The sequence below is a fragment of the Ventrimonas faecis genome, assembly GCF_040096075.1.
Lineage (GTDB): Bacteria > Bacillota > Clostridia > Lachnospirales > Lachnospiraceae > Brotaphodocola > Brotaphodocola faecis.
In genome coordinates this window covers 107,015-124,202 of record NZ_JBBMFJ010000005.1, presented here as the reverse complement: position 1 = coordinate 124,202, position 17,188 = coordinate 107,015, and the positions used below count along the sequence as shown (strand labels likewise).

General features: G+C 52.8%; 14 protein-coding genes. 1 reads left to right on the top strand and 13 read right to left on the bottom strand.

The annotated features are described in order from the left end of the window. Window positions 1-275: 275 nt before the first annotated feature. The 3 genes from WMO41_RS04285 to WMO41_RS04275 all read right to left on the bottom strand — a co-directional run bounded on the left by WMO41_RS04285 (window position 276) and on the right by WMO41_RS04275 (window position 4,580). The gene (locus WMO41_RS04285; RefSeq protein WP_349228706.1) at window positions 276-1,145 is read right to left on the bottom strand and encodes a YitT family protein; all 870 of its coding nucleotides are present in this window, start codon (window positions 1,143-1,145) and stop codon (window positions 276-278) included. Window positions 1,146-1,364: 219 nt separating this feature from the next. After that, window positions 1,365-3,008, bottom strand: coding sequence for a metallophosphoesterase (locus WMO41_RS04280; RefSeq protein ID WP_349228705.1), 1,644 nt, complete (start codon window positions 3,006-3,008; stop codon window positions 1,365-1,367). A gap of 282 nt (window positions 3,009-3,290) precedes the next feature. Further along, window positions 3,291-4,580 carry a galactokinase gene (locus tag WMO41_RS04275; RefSeq protein WP_349228704.1) on the bottom strand — a complete coding sequence of 430 codons (1,290 nt, stop codon included), beginning with the start codon at window positions 4,578-4,580 and terminating at the stop codon, window positions 3,291-3,293. A gap of 346 nt (window positions 4,581-4,926) precedes the next feature. On the opposite strand from WMO41_RS04275, the gene mnmL reads away from it, so the two are divergent. Further along, a complete protein-coding gene (gene mnmL / locus WMO41_RS04270) occupies window positions 4,927-6,012 on the top strand; it encodes a tRNA modification radical SAM protein MnmL/YtqA (protein ID WP_349228703.1) in 1,086 nt (361 codons plus the stop codon). Here the strand turns inward: mnmL and WMO41_RS04265 are convergent. The 10 genes from WMO41_RS04265 to WMO41_RS04220 form a co-directional block, all read right to left on the bottom strand. Beyond that, entirely contained in the window at window positions 5,943-7,241 is a 1,299-nt protein-coding gene (locus WMO41_RS04265) for a CapA family protein (RefSeq protein ID WP_349228702.1), read from the bottom strand. The two genes, mnmL and WMO41_RS04265, sit on opposite strands and share 70 nt — an antisense overlap. Then, the gene (locus WMO41_RS04260; protein ID WP_349228701.1) at window positions 7,211-7,447 is read right to left on the bottom strand and encodes a putative Se/S carrier protein; all 237 of its coding nucleotides are present in this window, start codon (window positions 7,445-7,447) and stop codon (window positions 7,211-7,213) included. The genes WMO41_RS04265 and WMO41_RS04260 overlap by 31 nt, the downstream gene beginning before the upstream one ends. Before the next feature lies 1 nt (window position 7,448). Further along, a complete protein-coding gene (locus tag WMO41_RS04255) occupies window positions 7,449-8,594 on the bottom strand; it encodes an aminotransferase class V-fold PLP-dependent enzyme (protein ID WP_349228700.1) in 1,146 nt (381 codons plus the stop codon). After that, a complete protein-coding gene (gene yedF / locus WMO41_RS04250; protein ID WP_349228699.1) occupies window positions 8,591-9,199 on the bottom strand; it encodes a sulfurtransferase-like selenium metabolism protein YedF in 609 nt (202 codons plus the stop codon). The genes WMO41_RS04255 and yedF overlap by 4 nt, the downstream gene beginning before the upstream one ends. 100 nt (window positions 9,200-9,299) lie before the next feature. After that, window positions 9,300-10,334: a selenide, water dikinase SelD gene (gene selD, locus WMO41_RS04245; RefSeq protein ID WP_349228698.1), complete on the bottom strand. Its 1,035-nt coding sequence runs from the start codon at window positions 10,332-10,334 to the stop codon at window positions 9,300-9,302. 217 nt (window positions 10,335-10,551) lie between these two features. Further along, window positions 10,552-11,718, bottom strand: coding sequence for a M20 family metallopeptidase (locus WMO41_RS04240; RefSeq protein ID WP_349228697.1), 1,167 nt, complete (start codon window positions 11,716-11,718; stop codon window positions 10,552-10,554). 91 nt (window positions 11,719-11,809) lie between these two features. Further along, entirely contained in the window at window positions 11,810-13,198 is a 1,389-nt protein-coding gene (gene hydA, locus WMO41_RS04235; RefSeq protein ID WP_349228696.1) for a dihydropyrimidinase, read from the bottom strand. Between the two features lie 166 nt (window positions 13,199-13,364). Then, window positions 13,365-14,306, bottom strand: coding sequence for a carbamate kinase (gene arcC / locus WMO41_RS04230; protein WP_177292704.1), 942 nt, complete (start codon window positions 14,304-14,306; stop codon window positions 13,365-13,367). Window positions 14,307-14,494: 188 nt separating this feature from the next. After that, entirely contained in the window at window positions 14,495-15,691 is a 1,197-nt protein-coding gene (gene ygeW / locus WMO41_RS04225; protein WP_349228695.1) for a knotted carbamoyltransferase YgeW, read from the bottom strand. 91 nt (window positions 15,692-15,782) lie between these two features. Then, window positions 15,783-17,159 carry a YgeY family selenium metabolism-linked hydrolase gene (locus WMO41_RS04220; RefSeq protein WP_177292589.1) on the bottom strand — a complete coding sequence of 459 codons (1,377 nt, stop codon included), beginning with the start codon at window positions 17,157-17,159 and terminating at the stop codon, window positions 15,783-15,785. Window positions 17,160-17,188: the final 29 nt, after the last annotated feature.

Sequence of the window (17,188 nt, the reverse complement as noted above, 5' to 3'; positions counted from 1 at the left end):
GCAATCTTACCCTCATGCGAAACCTTATATGTGATTTCTATTCGTCAGACCAGAGATTTGCCCGTGGTTAGTCTGTTCCCACATCCGGCTTCCTTCAGATTCCACCTCACGATGGACACCCTTGCCTTCGGCTATATCCTTCCCACTACCGGGCGGATTCGGGACTTGCACCCGTTAGAAACGTGCGCCGCCGGGCGCACGTAAAAAACAGAAAAGCCCTGCGGCTATCCGCTTTCGGAATGCCGCAGGGCCTACTCTCTTTTTATAGTTTTGCATTAGTTACTCAAAAATCCCTTTCCAATGATCTCGCTGGAGTTCGAAATCAGGATAAATGCCGTCGGTTCTACTTTTTTGATGTAGTTTCTCAGGCGCACGGCCTGACTGCGTTTCATGGTGGTCATGATGACGGTCTTGCTGTGATGGGAAAAGGCGCCCTGTGCCTTGTAAATGGTGGCACTGCGGTTCAGATCCTCAATGATAAAATCGCAGATGGGATCCGGATTATCGCAGATGATATTGAAACACTTACAAAGGTTGATATTCTCGATGACGCCATCGATCACCAGGGATTTCGCCATCAGGCCCAGAGAGGAATACAGTCCGGTGGTCGGTCCGAATACGAAGAAGGACATGACCACGGAGGTGATATCCACCACCAGAAGCGCAGTTCCGATGTTCATGCTGGAATGTGCTTTTAAGATCATGGCAATGATATCGGTGCCGCCGCTGGACGCGCCAATGTTAAATAGGATTGCGGAGCCAATGGCCGGAAGGAAGATTGCGAAGATCAATTCCAGCATGGGCTGGTCGGTGATGGTGCCTGCCATCGGTATAAAACGGTCCAGAGCACTTAAGCTGAAGGACATCAGCATACTGGAATATACCGTCTTGATGCCCACATCGGTTCCCAGGAATAAAAATCCCAGCACCAGAAGGCCGGTGTTCACTACAAAGGTAAAATCACTGGCGTTCATTCCTGTCAGTCTGCTGACCACGGACGAAAAGCCCGTAACGCCGCCAAATGAAAAGTTATTCGGGAACTTGAAAAAATAAATTCCCACGACCATGATCCAGATACTCACGGTGATCAGCGCGTATTCCACAATTTTGCGTTTAACCGGATCTTCAATCTGCTGTGTAGCCATAATTTCCCCCAAAATCTGATTCATATTTTTGCCTTAAAAGCAAAAGAAAAGCAGAACGAGTTATAATCCCTCTCCTCTGCCAGAGAGACTATAACTCGTTCCTATGTAAAAGACAAACACTATTCTTATTGGCTCAATTACAGCATTTATATTGTGTTATTATGACATTTTCATGTTGTCATACTGTTATGTGCATCTGTCTTTCTCTCAAAGACATTCTTACGATTCTGACTGCCCTGCCGGATTCATTTCTGTCGTTTCCTGCCGGCCGCCTCCACTCCAGTTTTGTCTGGCCACACGGCTGTCCTCTGCCATGCTCTGCATTTCCTTAAATTTTTTTCCCTTTGGATCCACCCGCTGCCAGAGCGTGTAGGCCGATGTCTGTTTTGCATCATTCCATGGCACTGCCTCTCCCAGACAATATGGAAGATACAGATCCGCATACAGCGACGCCATTTTCTCCTTTAAGTCATCCGGCACCATGGTAATGGTCTGCTTTACCTGTTCCTGAATCACGGATTTCGCGTACTGCCGGGACCATTCTGAAAAATTTAACAGTTCCGGATTTTCCGATCCCTGCTCCTTTGCCCAGGCTGCCACATCCGCACGCCGGGTCTCAAAGGTCATGGTATCATTCAAATCCCAGCTCAGCATGCCATACTGATTGCCCGGGAAGGAATAGGGGCTCAGCACAATCTCATGAATGCCCTCCTGCTCATCTTCCAGCCCCGGTCCGGTCATATGCTCCCGGATCCGCTGCACATGCAGATGCCCGCTGATGTAAAGCGGCACCTGATACTGTTCCAGAAGTGCCGTCACCTCCGGCCCGTTCTCCATTTCACACTGGGTCGTAAACAGGCGGCTTTCCTGCAGCAGATTGTGATGTGCCAGCACGATCACCTGGATATCATGCTCCTTTGCCACCTTCAGATGCGTCTCCATCCATTTTAAGGTGGCATCCCCAATGCGGCCTTCTACGTGGTTTCCGTCATCGTAAATGCAGGAATCCATCATCAAAAGCCAGTGCTTTGCATCCAACGGATACACATAGCTTAAGGATGCCGTGTCGCGGTTTGGGGACTGGTCGTAACCAAACTGATGATAAATTTCATAAAAATCTTCTCCCGTTTCCAGATACTCCGCCTTCTCCCGCTGCGTTCCAAAATACGTGGAGGCATTTTTATTCTGAATGTCGTGGTTTCCCGGAATCACCAGCACCGGAATGCCCGCGTCCTGAATCTTCTGAAGTTTTTCCGCCAGCAGCTCGTGGTTGATCCGCTCCCCGTTTAAGGTAATGTCACCGGTAAGCGCCAGAGCTGTGGGATGATTCCGGATGGCTGTCTCCACCAGCGTATCCAGCATCTCCTCGCTGTACTGGTCAATCTTGCCATCATCATGCTCCACCATGCTCCAGAAAGCTTTTCCGTCATCGTGGGTAGTGTTGCTCATAAAGTGAAGATCGGAAGCCAGCATCAGAGTTGGCGGCTCATAGGGCTTCTCTGCTTCCGTCTCCTCTTCTGTTTTTCCTGATCCATGCGCTCTGCGGTGCCGTCTCTGCTGTCTGCGGTATTCCGCAAGCCATTCCTGGCGCTCCTGTTCCAGACGGGCCAGGCGTTCTTCCTCGGACTCTTCGGATTCATCCAGACCATGGTCTGCCGCATCCGGTCCGTTTTCAGTTCCCGCCCCCGTTTTGCCCCCACCTGGGTTCTCTCCTGCCTGCTGACTGCTCTCCTGAGCTGCGGACTCCCGGCCAGTTCCGGTATTTCCCTGCCGGTTCAGTGCCCCAAGGAGCCACACGATCCCGATGCAGATCAGTAATAAAGCCCCGTAGATCAGGGCTGTAATCTTTTTATAATGCTTCATAACGTTTGTCTTATCCTCTTTTCCGTCCGGAAGTGATATGCCGAGGCCAGGCCGCTCTGACGGCCAGTTTTTCCTGCATCAGGTGCACATGAAAAAGAATCCGGCTTGCCGGATTCTCGCGCCGAGGCGCGGTTGCTTCAGCAACCATCTGCCATTGCGCCGAGTGCGCATCCTCGCGGAGCGTTTTTGTATGATAGGACGCAATTTCCTATCATATCAAAAAAGCGGGCGGCATCACTACCGCCCGCCATCATATCACAGATTGACGAAAAAAGGAAGTTTTTAAATGATGTCATTCACGCACACTGCACCATACGGGCGGATGCTCATACGGTACGCACTGTCTGCGCCCATGGCATGCTCGATGTAGTCAATGTACTCGTCCACAATGTCGTTCGGCAGCATAGCCATGATGACACCTGCGAAACCGCCGCCGTGGATGCGGCATGCGCCGCGCTGCTTCTCGGCAATAAACAGCTCGGTAAGTGCCAGGGCAATGGAGATTCCCTGTTCCTGCACGCTGGCTGTGGTGTAGCAGTTCTGCAGCCACTTCCAGGAAGAGTTTCCGGATGCCGTGATATTGGCCAGGAAATCCGCAAAGCGGCCCTCTTTCAAAGCTGCCACCTCGGCCTCAACCCGCTTATTCTCCTCAAAGAAATGCAGGGCACGCATCACGGAACGGTCTCCTGCAAACGCGCGGACCTCCTGAATGTTATCAATCACCTGCTGCTCTGTCACCTCCGCGCAGACCTCCTTGCCAAAGAACTGTGCTACCTTCTTCATCTCATTCGGAACGGAAGAATAATCCGCGCTCAGGTCTGCATGGCCTTTTCCGGTCTGCACGATGATGAGGCTGTGATTCTGGGACGCAAAATCAAAATCGATCTGCTCTACCTTCGGAGCCGCTGGCTCCAGAAAATCAATGGTAATGAGACCGCCTACCGCGCAGGCCATCTGGTCCAGCAGACCGGAAGCCTTATCCCAGTACACGTTCTCCGCGTACTTTCCGATGTGGGCGTAAGCAACGGTATCCATGCGTCCGTCATTGAAGAAACGGTTCAGCATGGAACACAGCAGCATCTCAAAGGATGCGGAAGAGCTTACACCGGCAGAGCTGATGACATTGCTGGTGATGTAAGCGTCAAAGCCGCCCACCTCATAGCCGGACTCCTGAAATCCCTTTAACAGGCCCTTCACCAGATCCACCGTTCCTGCTTTCTTGGCACTCGGCTGCAGATCATTTAAGTCGATGGTGAATTTCTGATGAAACGTCTCACTGATGATATTGACCTTGCTTGATTCATTCTTTGCCGCAATTCCCACACAGTCCAGGTTGATGCTTCCTGCCAGTACCTTGCCATGGTTATGGTCGGTATGGTTTCCGCTGATCTCCGTTCTGCCCGGGGAACTGAACATCAGAATGTCCTTCTCCCCAAAGTTCTCCTGGAATTTCTGTACCAGGTCCTCATAACGGCGGATGTTCTCCTCCGCTTTATCTGCTCCGTATAACTCGCACATACGGGTACCTGCTGCTTCTGATCTTAACAGTTCCAATGTTTTTGCTGTGTTCATCCTTTACCCCTCCGTTTTCTCCATGCAGGTCCGGCCATTTTCCACAATAGGTTCCGGCCATGCAAAAATCCCCCGGCAGTTTTTCATTCTTTCCGGCAAACAATCACGCCTCACTGCCGCTCGTAGTTTTCAGTATACCACACCGTTTGTTTTACGGACAATACAATATTCTTTCGCCTGTCTGTGTTTTTTTACGCCGTGCAGTCTTTTTTGCGGCAAACATGCAAACTGCCGAAGCGCCTCCCGGTCATCTATGGTATACTGTATAGAAGTAACTGTTCAGTACCCTCACAGTTACGTATAGAAAAGGAACGGAAAATTCCCGGACACGAAAGGAAACACGAACATGAACTGGAACGGCAAACCCTATCACTCCCTGGACTTTGAACTGAAATCCCGCTTCGGCCAGAAGGTCTACAAAATCGCTCTGGACGGCTGCATGACCTGCCCAAACCGGGACGGAACGCTGGGAACGCGCGGCTGTATCTTCTGCAGCGAGGGCGGATCCGGGGATTTTGCCGCGCCGCTGGATTTTTCCGCGTTTTCCGCGTCTTCGTCTTCCATATTTCATGACAATCCGGCCACTGACGTAGCTCATCCGGCATCCTGCAGTTCCGGCCAGGACTGGCAAACCCTGATTGCCACTGCCGTCAACAATCAGATTGAGGAGGCCATCACCCGCATCAAAAATAAGATGGGCTCTGCGCCGGATGCCTACATTGCCTACTTTCAGTCCTACACCAACACCTACGCGCCGCTTTCCTACCTGGAAACCCTGTTTTCCGCAGCCATCCGCCACCCGAAGGTTGTGGCGCTCTCCATCGGCACCCGGCCGGACTGCCTGCCGGATGAGGTGCTGAATCTGTGCACCCGCTTAAACCGGGAAAAACCGGTCTGGATTGAACTGGGCCTGCAGACCATCCATGAAGATACCGCTGCCTTTATTCGCCGCGGTTATCCGCTCTCCACCTTCACAGATGCCTTATCCCGGCTTCGCGCGCGAAAACTGGAAACCATTGTCCATGTCATTCTGGGGCTTCCCGGCGAAGACCGGGGGCGGATATTAGAGACCGTGCGCTATCTGGCAAATCAGGATATCCAGGGCATCAAGCTGCAGCTGCTCCATGTCTTAAAGGGCACCGATCTGGCATCGGTCTATGAGCAGCACCCGTTTCCGGTCATGACCCTGGAGGAATACCTGGATCTGCTCATTGACTGTGTGGCCCTGCTGCCGCCAGAGCTGGTCATCCACCGGATTACCGGAGACGGACCAAAGTCTCTGCTGATTGCGCCGCTCTGGAGCGCAAATAAGCGCCTGGTGCTCAATTCCCTCACCAGGCGCTTCAAAGAACGGGGCGTGACTCAGGGCTGCGGGCTGACGGTGCCGTCCGCTCCCAGAGAAACCCCAAAGGAGATTCCCTCTAAATACTGATAAAATTGTGTTTTCGCTCCCGCATCCGTCAGAGTGCGGGTATAACCGCCGGAAGAAGTTCCCGGAATCAGCTTTAAATCCAGACTGTCACCGGAAAATTCAGCCTGCACCAGCATGGTTTTGGGAATGGAGCTTCCAAACACAAAATTGCCCAGGCTGTAGAAAATCGGCTTGCCTTTGTAATACTCGATGCCCTGCAGCACATGCGGGTGGCTTCCGATGACCAGATCCGCCCCGGCATCGATGTAGCGCTTTGCCAGCGCCCGCTGATATTCCTGGGGCGTCTCGTCGCGCTCAATGCCCCAGTGGATCAGAACCACAACCTTCTCTCCCTGTGCATGGCATTCTGCGATCTGCGCAAGCAGCGGCTCCACCGAAACCTCATAGGAGGACAGCATGCCCGGGTGGCCGTTCGCAGCCGCCCAGCCTGCCTCCGGGATCACGCGGGTTGCCCCGATCAGTGCCACCCGCTGTCCGTTTTTCTCAAACACCACCGGCTGTTTTGCCGCGTTTAAGTCTTTCCCGGCTCCGGTATGCAGAATGCCTGCGCCATCCAGCACCTCGCAGGTATCCAGCAGCGCGTCTGTGCCATAATCCAGCGCATGATTGTTCGCCAGCGTTACCGCGTCAATTCCCATCTCCTGGAACATGGAAACCTTTTCCGGTGCCAGACGGAAGGTATACTGCTTGTCTGCCGCCTGGGTTCCACGGCTGCTGAACGGAAATTCCTCGTTAACCACAAAATAATCCGCGGACTGAATTGCGTTTAAGTAACCACCATCCAGCACCCCGGAGATTCCGCCCGCACGGCTGTAAGCGTTTAAGACATGGTCGGACAGAAGTACGTCACCAGAGAACAGGATCGTCATGGAATCGGACGCTGCGCCCGGATCTCCGGAAGGATCCAGAGCATCCGCGCCACCTGTTCCATCTGGATTTCCGGCCTGCATTCCATCTGCCAAATTCTGTCCCGACTCCCCGGCATTTTCCGAAAAATCTTCCGCATTCTGATCTTCTGTCTCCAAAATAATCCCAGTCTCTGCATCGGACTCTCCAATCCGTTCTGCCGCCAGATTCTCTTCTGTTTTCCCTGTGCCCTCTGCCTGCTGCGCTTCCGTCTCCGCAACCGTAATTTTCTCATACGAAGTATGGCTGCAGCCGCCAAGCAGCACCGCGCCCAAAAGCGCTGCGGCCATTGTTACAGCATTAATTCTGTGATCAGTTCCCATGTAATATCCTGCCTCTTCATTTCCTGTTCCAGTGCCTCTCTCGCATCTAACGGTGCCATAAAGCACAGGCCGCAGCCTGCGGAAATGGCACTGGGAAGCGGGATGAGCCGCCCGGGCAGCCCGGCTTCCTTCATGGCCTTTTCCATGCGGATGGCCATGACCGTATCCCGAAAGGTGATGATCAGGCGAATTTCTTTTTTCAGCATCTTATTCCTCCCAGGCCAGGATCCGCATGGCTTTCACGGCCTCCTGCACCTCTTCCATCGTATTAAAATAAGAAAAGCTGAAGCGTACGGCTCCCTGCTTTCCGGTTCCAAGGGCTCTATGCATCAACGGCGCGCAGTGACCACCAGAGCGGACCGCAATGCCAAACCGCTGCATCAGTTCATCGCCCACAGCAGCGGAGTCATAATCCTTCAGGTTCAGCGTCACCACCGGTGTCCGGATGGCCGCGTCAAAATCACCATATAAACGGACGCCCGACAGATGTTTCACACCCTCATAAAAAGCCCGCGCGTATGCGTCTGCCTGCCTCCAGATGGCATCCGTTCCTTTCTCCAGAATGTACTCCACTCCGGCTAAAAGGCCCGCAATGCCCGGCATATTTAAGGTTCCTGCCTCTAACAGCGTCGGCATTTCCTCTGGCTGTTCTTTGTCATATGTGCGGATTCCGGTACCGCCCACGCGAAACGGTTTCATCTTCACGCCCTCCCGCACGCAGATACCGCCCATGCCCTGCGGGCCTAAAAGTCCCTTATGACCGGAAAAGCACAGCACGTCAATGTGCATCCGTTCCATATCAATCGGCAGAAGGCCTGCTGTCTGAGCCGCGTCTACAACGAACAGCGTTCCATTTTCGTGACACATGGCCCCAAGCTTTTCCAGATCATTGACATTGCCCGTCAGATTGGACGCATGGGTGCAGATCAGGGCTTTGGTATCCGGCCGGATACTTCCCGCGAGAACATCCAGACAGATTCGTCCCTTTTCATCACAGGGAATGATGGTCAGATCAATCCCTTCTTTTTCTTTCCGGTACAGCGGCCGCAGCACGGAATTGTGTTCCATCTGGGTGGTGATCACATGGTCTCCCGGTTCCAGCAGTCCCTGAATAGCCATATTCAGACTGTCGGTGGCATTCATGGAAAATGCCACCTGGTTTGGATGCGGATAACCAAACAGTTCCCCCAGCCTGCTCCGGGTTTCCACCGCCAGGCGCAGAGCCTGCAGCGATGCCTCATTGCTTCCTCTTGCCGCGTTGCCTACGCTGCCGGAGACCAGGACTTTATAAACGGCATCGGCCACCGTCTCCGGCTTGTGCAGAGAGGTGGCCGCATTGTCCAGATAGATCATGGCCGTACAACCAGGTCCGCTTCGGCCATGGTCTGCGCGATCACATACATGTTGGTGACACCGCCAACTTTTAACTTCTCAGTCAGTCCGTAGTAGTTTAAGCAGGTGCCGCAGGTCAGGATCTGCACACCAGCCTCCTCCAGCTTCTTTAAGTCTTCAATGGAGTCAGAACCCTCACAGGTCAGCTTTGCGCCGCCGTTGTAGAATAAAATGGTATCCGGCAGGGTTTCCAGCTGGGTCTGGGCAAATAAGAATCCTTTGATCAACACTTTGCCAAGCTCCTCGTTGCCTTCGCCCATATGATCTGCGGTAACAGCAACCACCGTTTTCTTCTTTCCCGGAACCAGGCACTGATCTGCCGGGATCTCCTCTGCGGACTTTTCCTGACCACTCACATGAAGAACCACCTTCCAGGTTTTCTCCTCCTCTTTGGAAGACTCCACGCCGTAGCCCATCTGTCCGGCCATCTTCTCCAGGTTCTGGACTGCGATCTCGTTATCTACGAGAACCTCCACATCCCCTGCTCCGTTTAAGTTTTTGACAGCCTCTTTTGCCTTAATCAACGGAATCGGGCAGATCTCGCCTCTTGCGTCTACTCTTGTCATAGCAGTTTTCTCTCTTTCCTGATTTTATCGGCATGCCCCGGAAATTCCGGAAAGCATTGCCGCAATATTTATTAGGAGCTGTTCCATGCCGTCATCGTTCTTACAGCACCGTGATTTCTCTCTTGAATCCGGCATCCTCCGGTTTTATAAGCCGCCCCACAATCCGGGCCGGGAGTCCGGCTTCCTTTAATTCCTGCAGGAATGCTTTTCCTTCCTCCTGGGGCACCGCAAAGAGCAGACCGCCCGAGGTCTGCGGATCAAATAAAATCTCCTCCAGCGGGAACGGAACGCCCTTGAAATCTACAAACGCGCCAACGTGGTTGCGGTTGCGCTGTCCAGCCGCCGTGATCATGAAATTTTCCGCATGGGTACAGGCCTCTTTGATGTACGGAATACTCAGCGTATCCACCACCGCCCACAGCCGCTTGTCCAGCATCTCATGCAGATGACCTAAAAAGCTGAATCCAGTCACATCGGTACAGGCGTGTACCGTATATTTTTGGGAGATGGCCGCCGCATACTTGTTTAATGTGGTCATGGATGTAATTGCCTCATCCATAGCCTCTTTCGAAGCCGCTCCCACACGGTTTGCGGTATTCATGATGCCGACTCCCAGCTTCTTGGTCAGGATCAGCACATCTCCGGCCTGTCCGCCGTTATTTTTATAAATCCGGTCCGGATGCACGACACCGTTTACAGAAAGTCCGTACTTCACATCTTTGTCATTGATGGAATGGCCGCCGCAGAGCACCGCTCCGGCCTCCACCACCTTTTCCGAACCGCCCCGCATGATCTCGCCGAGAACATTCAGATCCTCATCCTGCGGAAAGCAGACAATATTCAGCGCACTGATGACCTCGCCGCCCATGGCGTACACATCACTCAGCGCATTGGTTGCCGCGATCTGTCCGAACACATAGGGATCCTCCAGCATCGGCGGAAAGAAATCCAGCGTCTGCACCACAGCCACATCGTCACTGACACGGTAGACCGCCGCGTCATCACTGCTGTCAAACCCCACCAGCAGATTGGGATTGGCTGCGCCGCGTTCAATCCGGCTTAAGACCCGCTCCAGAATGTCCGGGCCCAGCTTTGCCGTGCAGCCACCGCTGCTGCAAAATAAACCTCCTGCCATAACTTCTCCTTTCCTGAAACCCTGCCTGTTCTGCCAAACATTCCCACGCAGAAAATGCCAGTCTGCAAACAAGCCGCATAACTTGTAACTGTTCAGTACCCTCACAGTTACCATAACTTTTTCTTATCATAGCACAGAGACTCTGTTCCGTCCAGATACAGACAAAGCGGCCCCGTCTTCCAAAATTTTCAGTCAGGACCACTTTTCTGTCATTTCCTTATTTCCACAGCCAGTCCTCCAGCAGTGTCTCATACACCTTCTGGCAGCGGCGGATATCCGCCTCATCCACGTACTCGTCTGCCTTGTGGGCCATGGCCAGGGTGCCCGGACCGTAAGAGAGGCAGTTGCAGTTTCCGGTCGTTCCGGCAATAACTGCCGTATCGGTATAACCCGGGAATGCGGAAACCACCGGTGCCTTGCCGGTTGCCTCTTCTACCGCTGCCCGGATGCGGGCAAGCATTTCGGCATCCTCATGATGTGCAATCGGAGGACGGTTTCCGGTAATCTGAATTTCCGCTTTCAGTCCCGGAATCTCCTTTGCCGCATCCTTGGCGGCAGCCTCCAGAAGCGCTTTCACATCCTCAATGTGATACGGCGGAACGACACGCATATCCACCGATACCTTGCATTCTGCCGGAACCTGATACGGGTGAACGCCTCCCCGGATCTCACCAAACACGATGGTGGACCTGCCCAGGAACGCATCTTCCTTCAGCTCCTTCATACGATTGCGGGCAGAAGCCAGCATATAGGCCATACCGGCAATGGCATCCATGCCCTGTTCCGGGCGGCTGGCGTGGGCTGCCTTTCCGTGCATAGTCACTTCAAACCAGTAACGGCCCTTATGGGCGGTCTGAATCTCACCATCCGTCGGTTCGGTATCCATGACCAGACTGTCCTTCGTTACCCAGCCCAGTTCAATCACGCGCTCCGCGCCGGTCATGTCACCCTCTTCATCTGAAGTACCGATCCACTTTAAGGTTCGCCTCGGCGCCTTTCCGGTTTCCTTCACCTGTGCTGCCGCTTCCAGAAACGCGCACAGTGCGGAAGCCAGGCCGGATTTCATGTCGCAGGAACCGCGGCCAAAGAAACGGCCGTTCTCCCCGTCCTCGCCCAGCGGATTCTTTGTCCAGCCGCCGGCAATCGGGACAGTATCCATGTGACAGATAAACACCAGTTCTTCTTTTGTCTCACCAGGAAGGACGGCCATTAAAATGGGGCGCCCCTCCTTTGTGTAATCTTTTTTCAGCTTACCGCTCTCCGGGAGCGCCGCCAGAATCTCCTGCTCTAAAAATCCGGCAATCTCATGCTCTTCTTTTCCCGGATTTGTGCTCTCAATGCTGACTAATTTCTTTGTCCATACCACCGCATCCGTATTCTGCATGTTCCCTGCTTCCTTTCTTTCATCCCCGGCCTGCTTCCCGTTCCATCTGACGATCTACATTCCACCGCCGGGGCCTGATTCCAATTTTATATTACTCTGCCAGAGAGCTCTTTCCTCTCTTTAAGTACTGTCCTTCTCCGCGTGTTCCCACAAAGGCTCCGTCAGAAACGATTTCGTTGCCGCGCAGGAATACCTTCTCGATGGCACCGGTTATCTTCGTGCCCTCGTAGCAGGTGTAATCCGCGTTTCCGTGCATCTTCTCTGTGGTGATGGTCCACTCCTTCTTCGGGTCGATGAGTACCAGATCTGCGTCAGAACCGGTCTGAATGGTACCCTTCTTCGGGTACAGTCCGGCAATCTTAGCCGGATTCGTGCACAGATAATGAACCACCTGCGGAATGGTCAGATGCTCGCCCTTTACTGCCTCTGAGAACATCAGCGGCAGGCGCTCCTCCACGCCCGGCGCTCCGCTCGGACACTGGGTAAAGTCCTTCGCGCCCTGCTGTTTCTGCTTTGCGAAGGTGAATGGGCAGTGGTCAGTTGCGACTGCGTCCAGTTCTCCGTTCTCCAGGGCCTGCCAGAGTGCTTCGTTATCATCCTTCTTGCGAAGCGGCGGTGCCATAATGGCCTTTAACCCCTCCTGGTCATCTGCGTAGCGGTCATCGGTCAGAAACAGGTACTGCGGACAGGTTTCCACGCCAAAATGCTTCTGACCACGGCGTTTCGCGCGGCGCACTTCCATGAGGCCCTGCTTGCTGGATAAATGTACCACATAGACCGGTGCCTCCCCTGCGGACTCAGCCAGATACAGGAAACGGTTCACGGCTTCCGCTTCGGCCTCAGCCGGACGGCTGATCGGGTGATACTTGGCCTGGGTGTGGCCCTCTTTTACAAACTTGTCACGCCAGTAGTTGACAATCCCGTCATTCTCGCAGTGGGAAGCAATGAGGATGCCGTCTTTCTTCGCCTGGGTCAGGATCTGCATCAGATCACTGTCTCCAAGGCCATAACCGTAGGTCATATAAACCTTAAAGCTGGTGATACCTTCTTCCTTCGCAATCTCGCCCATCTCTTCCAGAACCTGCGGATTTACATGCTGGAACACGCCATGGAAGCCATAGTCTACGACCGCATTGCCATCTGCCAGTTTATGGTATTCCTTTACCTGATGCCACAGGCTGCAGTCCTTCGGGCCGAAGGCCATATGGTCTACAATGGAGGTAGTACCACCGCAGGCCGCCGCAATGGTTCCGGTATAGAAATCGTCAATGACACGGGCAATGCCCACATCCAGATCCATGTGAGTGTGAATATCCACAGCACCAGGCAGAACATATTTGCCTTTCGCGTCTACCACTTCAGCATCCGCGTCTGCAAGACCGGTTCCGATCTCGCGGATCACGCCGTCTTCGATTAAGAGATCTGCTTCATATACGCCGCTCTCTGTGCAGAGCATTCCATTTTTTACTAATTTCTTCATAGTTTGAAATTCTCCTATCCCTGTATACAACTTTAACCGCAAGAGTAGACAAGCCACTCCTGCGGTTATTCGCTGTCAGACGATCATAACCATTCGAACATTCTCACAGCTATAATCCATATTTATCATGATGTAACTGTTCAGTATCCTCACAGTTACATCATGTTTACTGATGAATTCTGGTACCAGTTAATCCGTTGATACCATCTTTTGCTTTTTCAAGCAGGGTAATTAAGGACTCGCGTCCCGGTGCGGACTGGGCGAAAGCAACAGCTGCCTGTACCTTCGGAAGCATGGAGCCCGGTGCAAACTCGCCAGCCTCGATATACTTCTGTGCAGTCTCCGGGGTAAGCTCGGACAGCCACTCCTGATCCGGTTTGCCGAAATGAACAGCAACCTTCTCAACTGCGGTTAAGATGATCAGGCAGTCTGCGTTTAACTGCTCTGCCAGCTTCTCTGCTGCAAAGTCTTTATCGATGACTGCTGCAGCCCCCTTTAAGTGATGACCCTCAGTTACGAATACCGGGATACCGCCGCCGCCGCAGGCAACAACAACGTAGTCGTTCTCAACCAGGCTGCGAATGGTGTCGATCTCAATGATGGACTGTGGCTTCGGAGAAGCAACCACACGGCGGTAGCCGCGTCCTGCATCCTCTACTACCTTGTAGCCCTGCTCTGCAACCATCTTGTCAGCCTCTTCTTTGGTCATGAATGCGCCGATCGGCTTGGTCGGATTCTTGAAAGCCGGATCATGAGCATCTACTTCTACCTGGGTCAGGATGGTGGTGCAGCCGGTGGTGATGCCTCTGTCCAGCATCTCCTCACGCAGTGCGTTCTGCAGATCGTATCCGATGTAGCCCTGGCTCATAGCCACGCATACAGACAGCGGACACGGAATGTATTTCTCCGGGTTGGAACGGGTCAGCTCGGACATTGCGTTCTGGATCATGCCGACCTGCGGTCCGTTACCGTGTGCGATTACAACTTCATTGCCTGCCTCGATCAGATCTACGATTGCGGAAGCAGTTTTCTTTACTGCAACCATCTGCTCCGGCAGGTTACTTCCCAATGCATTACCGCCAAGGGCGATTACAATTCTTTTTCCCATAACAATATCTCCTACGTCCGCTTTCCGTTACTGTTAAACTGTAATTTTTCCCCCGCGGACTATTTTCATTTTTTCTTTTTGAAGCAGTGATGGCAGTCCGTTTAAGGACTGCCACCGCTTTTGTTGAGCAGGTTGTTGTATAAAAAGGGGTATTCCCAATTTACCTGATTATTCTGACAACAGGCAGATTATGCCATATGTCTCTCGGTTGCTTTCTCAGCCAGTTTAGCCAGAGTCTCCTGCGGGCACTGCTGTTTAGCAAGCAGGATCATAGCTGCGATGATGTACGGCTTGTAGCTAGCCTCTTTGTACAGAGGAGTACGATAGCGATCGAATACGGAAGCCTCAACCTCGCCGTCCTTGCAGGATACGTCGTTGATATCAGCCGGTAAGCAGTGCAGGTACAGAGCCTTGCCATCCTTGGTGGTGGACATTAACTCTTCGGTGCAGCACCAGTCTTTGTGCTCTGCGTTCTGAGCAAGCAGCTCTTTCTCCAGAGCCTTGATGCCGTCGGTGTCGCCCTCAGCGTACAGGTTGGTTCTCTTCTCCATAGCTGCGAACGGAGCCCAGCTCTTCGGATATACGATATCAGCATCCTTGAATGCCTCTGCCATGGAATGGGTCTTGGTGAAGCTGCCGCCGGTCTTCTCAGCGTTCTTCTTAGCTACTTCCTCAACCTCCGGCATTACCTCATATCCTTCCGGATGAGCCAGAACAACGTCCATACCGAATCTGGTCATCAGGCCGATAACACCCTGCGGTACGGAAAGCGGTTTGCCGTAGCTCGGGGAGTAAGCCCAGGTCATAGCTACTTTCTTACCCTTTAAGTTCTCAACGCCGCCGAAGGTATTGATGATGTGAAGCATATCAGCCATACACTGGGTCGGATGGTCGATATCGCACTGTAAGTTAACCAGAGTAGGTTTCTGCTCCAGAACACCGTCCTTGTGTCCCTCGGTTACAGCGTCTACTACGTCGTGCATGTATTTGTTACCTTTGCCGATGTACATATCATCACGGATACCGATAACGTCTGCCATGAAGGAGATCATGTTAGCGGTCTCACGAACGGTCTCACCATGAGCGATCTGGCTCTTGCCCTCGTCAAGATCCTGAACCTCAAGACCAAGCAGGTTACAAGCAGATGCGAAAGAGAAACGGGTACGGGTAGAGTTATCACGGAACAGGGAGATGCCCAGGCCGGACTCGAATACCTTGGTGGAGATGTTGTGCTCTCTCATGTAACGCAGAGCGTCAGCTACTGTGAAAACAGCCTCAAGCTCGTCGTCGGTCTTCTCCCAGGTCAGGAAGAAATCACCCTCGTACATATCTTTGAAGTTCAGTTTGTTCAGTTTGTCAATGTAACCCTGTAATACTTTATCCATTTTTTTATTCTCCTTATAAAATAGGTAATATGTTTTTATGCGGTCAGCGCAGCTTCTGCGCTGACCTGCTTATTACTGTGTGGAACGATGATTACTTAATATCGTTGTTGGTCTTGCCTGCACGGAACTGGGAAATATCGTCAGTCTTCTTGGAACCATCGTACAGGTTTGCTGCTGCTACATACATAGCTGCGCATCTTACAAGGTCATCTTTGTAGGTGATCTCGTTCGGAGCGTGAGCCTGGCTCTCAGCACCCGGGCCAAAGCCTACGCACGGGATACCGTAACGGCCCTGGATAGCAACACCGTTGGTGGAGAAGGTCCACTTATCGATTAACGGACGGTTACGAAGCTCTTTGGTGGAATCCGGTCCCATACGATGCTCGCCGAACAGAGCTACATGTGCGTCGTACAGAGCCTGTACGTGAGCTGCGTTCTCTTTGTTGATCCAGGTCGGGAAGTAGCACTCGGTCTCGTAAACTTCGCCGGTCCATGACGGACGATCGTACATGTACATGGAAACCTGTACATCATCGCCATACTTCTGAACGCTCGGCAGCTGACGGATCTCTTCCAGACAGGAATCCCAGGTCTCGCCTGCGGTCATACGACGGTCAATGGAGATTGCGCAGCTGTCTGCTACTGCACAACGGCTCGGAGAGGTGTAGAAGATCTGAGAAACGGTGCAGGTACCTCTTCCAAGGAACTGAGCGTCCTCGTAGTGCTCCGGGTTGTATTTCGGGCTCAGCATCTTAACAAGGCCCTTGATATCGGTGTCTTCGTCACAGCCGTTGTTGTTCAGGGAACGAACATCAGCGATGATGTCAGCCATCTTGTAGATTGCGTTGGAACCACGCTCCGGTGCGGAACCATGGCAGGAAACGCCCTTAACGTCTACACGGATTTCCATACGTCCGCGATGTCCACGGTAGATACCGCCATCGGTCGGCTCGGTAGAGATTACGAACTCCGGAACAATTTTGTCTTTGTTGTAGATGTACTGCCAGCACATACCGTCGCAGTCCTCTTCCTGTACGGAACCAACGATCATGATCTTGTAGCCCTCCGGAATGAGGTTCAGATCCTTCATGATCTTTGCGCCGTAAACAGCACTTGCCATACCGCCTTCCTGGTCGGAACCGCCGCGGCCGTAGATGATCTCATCAGTCTCATAGCCCTCGTACGGATCTGCTTCCCAGTTGTTGATGTTACCGATACCAACGGTATCGATGTGAGAGTCGATAGCGATGATCTTGTCGCCTTCGCCCATCCAGCCGATGACGTTACCAAGTCCGTCAACCTCAACTTTATCGAAGTTTAACTTCTCCATCTCAGCTTTGATGCAAGCTACTACTTCTTTCTCCTCGCAGCTCTCACTCGGATGAGAGATCATTGCTCTCAGGAATGCAGTCATATCTGCACGATAGCCCTCTGCTGCCTGTTTGATTTTGTCAAAATCAAGTCCCATTTCTTTTACCCTCCTGGATTATATATGTT

Bases quoted from the DNA above. Each gene is read 5' to 3' on its own strand.
- yedF (WP_349228699.1), bottom strand. From the start codon at position 9,199: ATGACAAGAGTAGACGCAAGAGGCGAGATCTGCCCGATTCCGTTGATT.
- WMO41_RS04240 (WP_349228697.1), bottom strand. From the start codon at position 11,718: ATGCAGAATACGGATGCGGTGGTATGGACAAAGAAATTAGTCAGCATT.
- WMO41_RS04275 (WP_349228704.1), bottom strand. From the start codon at position 4,580: ATGAACACAGCAAAAACATTGGAACTGTTAAGATCAGAAGCAGCAGGT.
- mnmL (WP_349228703.1), top strand. From the start codon at position 4,927: ATGAACTGGAACGGCAAACCCTATCACTCCCTGGACTTTGAACTGAAA.
- WMO41_RS04265 (WP_349228702.1), bottom strand. From the start codon at position 7,241: ATGGGAACTGATCACAGAATTAATGCTGTAACAATGGCCGCAGCGCTT.
- hydA (WP_349228696.1), bottom strand. From the start codon at position 13,198: ATGAAGAAATTAGTAAAAAATGGAATGCTCTGCACAGAGAGCGGCGTA.
- ygeW (WP_349228695.1), bottom strand. From the start codon at position 15,691: ATGGATAAAGTATTACAGGGTTACATTGACAAACTGAACAAACTGAAC.
- WMO41_RS04255 (WP_349228700.1), bottom strand. From the start codon at position 8,594: ATGATCTATCTGGACAATGCGGCCACCTCTCTGCACAAGCCGGAGACG.
- WMO41_RS04260 (WP_349228701.1), bottom strand. From the start codon at position 7,447: ATGCTGAAAAAAGAAATTCGCCTGATCATCACCTTTCGGGATACGGTC.
- WMO41_RS04280 (WP_349228705.1), bottom strand. From the start codon at position 3,008: ATGAAGCATTATAAAAAGATTACAGCCCTGATCTACGGGGCTTTATTA.
- WMO41_RS04285 (WP_349228706.1), bottom strand. From the start codon at position 1,145: ATGGCTACACAGCAGATTGAAGATCCGGTTAAACGCAAAATTGTGGAA.
- selD (WP_349228698.1), bottom strand. From the start codon at position 10,334: ATGGCAGGAGGTTTATTTTGCAGCAGCGGTGGCTGCACGGCAAAGCTG.
- WMO41_RS04220 (WP_177292589.1), bottom strand. From the start codon at position 17,159: ATGGGACTTGATTTTGACAAAATCAAACAGGCAGCAGAGGGCTATCGT.
- arcC (WP_177292704.1), bottom strand. From the start codon at position 14,306: ATGGGAAAAAGAATTGTAATCGCCCTTGGCGGTAATGCATTGGGAAGT.